This is a genomic window from Caballeronia arationis, from assembly GCF_001544975.2.
GTDB classification, from domain to species: Bacteria; Pseudomonadota; Gammaproteobacteria; order Burkholderiales; family Burkholderiaceae; genus Caballeronia; species Caballeronia arationis.
The window spans coordinates 1-2,667 of the sequence record NZ_FCOG02000338.1 but is presented as its reverse complement, the minus strand read 5'-3'; the positions used below and the strand labels follow the sequence as shown (position 1 = coordinate 2,667).

The 2,667-nt window shown below is 60.7% G+C and carries 2 protein-coding genes; one reads left to right on the top strand and one right to left on the bottom strand.

Annotated features, from left to right (window positions below):
- Positions 1 to 1,341 (bottom strand): benzoate 1,2-dioxygenase electron transfer component BenC (benC, locus tag AWB81_RS41860; RefSeq protein WP_144444368.1); only part of this gene is annotated, 1,341 nt, incomplete at its 3' end.
- A 1,110-nt stretch (positions 1,342 to 2,451) separates the two neighbouring features.
- On the opposite strand from benC, the gene AWB81_RS41850 reads away from it, so the two are divergent.
- Positions 2,452 to 2,667, top strand: a 216-nt coding sequence (locus tag AWB81_RS41850; RefSeq protein WP_200822635.1) for a type VI secretion system tube protein Hcp, incomplete at its 3' end; no start/stop codon positions are given.

Below are 2,667 nucleotides of genomic sequence, written 5' to 3'. Positions count from 1 at the left end.
GACGATCTCAATCTGGTCAGTCAGCGCGCGAGCGATGTAATCCTGTACGGCCAGTTGCCGGTAGAGCGCAATCAGCTGCGCGTTGCCGGAAGCTTCGATGGTGAACAGGTGGAACGCGTGGTTGGCCACGATGTAGCGCGCAACGTCGGTAAAGCGCCGCCCGGACACGCACTGCGCCGTCGCCTCGGCGAGCTGGCGGAACGCGATCAATTGCTCGCTCGACAGCCGGCCCATGGTCAGTTGAGCCGCTCCCAGTTCGAGCGCCATGCGCAGGTCGAAGGCTTCATCAACATCGACAGGAGCGATGTGCTCCTCGCCGGTCTGAACCACGAGGCCGGTGCCCGCGAACTTCTCGTAGTAGAAGTTGCGCGGCGTCAGCCCTCCCGACGACAGAAAATCGCGCACCGCGTCGACCATCGGCGGCGGCCCGCAGAGGTAGACATCCGCATCGCCATCGTTGAGCTGGGAGGCGCTGATGTGGTGGGTGACATAGCCCTTGTTGGGATAGGCACTGTCGGGACTAGCGACCGTACAGGCATAGGTGAGGTTAGGCAGGCGCTGCGCAAAGGCTTCGAGCCGATCGATGCCGACCAGATCCTCGTCGGTGTTCACACCCAGGATCATGTGGATCCGGTACGGACTGCCGCCGTCTGCGACGATCTTGTCCAGCATTGAGAGGAATGGCGCGAGGCCGGTGCCGCCCGCCAGAAACAGCATTGGCCGCTCAATGGGACGAAGGTAGAAGCTTCCCAGCGGGCCGCGAAATTCGATTTGGTCTCCAACCTTGGCGGATTCGCACAGCCAATTCGACATCACCCCTTGACGCACATTGCGCACGAGGAAGGACACACGCGGCTCGGACGGCCCCGAGCTGAACGAGTAGGAGCGGGTCTGATCGGTGCCGGGCACCCGGATGTTGACATACTGCCCGGGAAGGAAGCTGAGATCCCCGCGTTTTTCCAACTCGACAGAGAAGGTGATCGTGGTGTCCGACGCTCGCTCGCAGGCGGCGATCCGTCCTTGGTGGGAGGACGGGCCGGTCCCCGAGACATCGGAATCCGTGGCGAGCTGGATCACGCAGTCGGAACGTGGGCTCATCTGGCAAGTGAGAACCTTATGGGCGCTCGCCTCTTCGGGGCTGAGCGCACCTTCCACGCAGTCGCCCAGTACGTAGTCGCCGGACTCGCAGACCGCCTTGCAGGTGCCACACACCCCATCACGGCAGTCGAGTGGAATATTGATCTTGGCGCGAATAGCCGCATCGGTGACGCGCTCGCACTCCTCGCACTCGATGAAGCGGGTCACTCCGTCCTCAAAACGGAGGGTTATCTGATGGGCCATGGCGGTGTCTCCTCTAGAGCCGCCCGATCATTCCGCTGCGCTGGCGGTTTGCTCGGGCGGGGTGGCGCGCGAGTTAATGTTGCTTCTCGCAGGCGCCCGGTGGGTTTAATGCTGCCAATTTAGAGCCTGAGCCGCGTCGCCCTCAACGGACAGAGACGACGTTCACCCGGACAAAACGTGCATCGTGATGGATGCCGGATCACCGGAGCAGTCCGGACCTCACTCGCCGACCCGCGTCGGGAAGAGACTCATCGATCGCACTAATTCCGCCGCGCTTCGCAGCGGGATGATCGCCACTGCACTGTTTGCCGTGCCGAACCGGTTCGCGCTTGTCGCGCCGTTGCATCGAAGTCAGGATCTTGGCGTAATGGGGATGCTGCTTCTCTCGCTTTCGCTGAACCTCGGAGTGCTTCTTTGCCTGGGCGAGTGCTTTGATGGCCTCCGATGTGACCGTAGGTCGTTCGAAATGAGCAGGGCCGTAATGCGACTCGGAAAGTACGAGAATCCGTAGCCCTCGATCCTTCCGCCTCGTAAAGGCTTCCTACCCACGGCCCAAGTAGCACGTTGCTGATGGCGGCTGGCCCCCTTTGTGTGGTTCCAATGGCATTTTGGCGAAAATCGTCTGCTGAAAGCTCACGGAAAAGCCCTGCCGGAACGACAACTTCTTCTATTTGCGGACGGCGGAGGCTCGGGTTACCCAGTTGGCCAGTTCAGCCCTCCATTCATTCAGAAATTTTTCCGAATTTTTCGGAATAAGCCCCGCCTTCCGGTTGTTTTCGAATCACGGAGCGCGCAACGAGCCGCGGTCGGAACCAAGGCGAGACGCTATAGGCTGCTGGAACGTCTGGAGCAGCCTTCCCGGCCCGGCGAGTGACGGCGCGGCTCAGACTCGCGTCCTCGCTCCGCGAGCCGCGAATTTCGGGCGGGCAGCGCACACGCTTGGCCAAGGCCAGCCGAAGGACTGCCTCGGATCGACGTCCATTTATCTGGCGCCAATCCGCTTTTCATGAAGAGGAGTACGAATCGAATATCAAGGACAAGTTGTAGCTTCGCACTGAAACGACGCGAATATTTCTGTGCCGTAAGACGCACGAATTTTTGGAGACTGACATGGCAGTAGATATGTTTCTTAAGCTTGGCGACATCAAGGGTGAATCAGCTGACGCGGTGCACAGCGAGGAGATCGAAGTGCTCGACTGGTCATGGGGCGTCCTCCAGACTGGCTCGACGCACAGCGGCACGGGTGGAGGCACCGGCACGGCATCCGTCCATGATCTCAGCTTCAGCAAGTACGTTGACAAGGCCTCGCCGACGATCGTTCAGTCT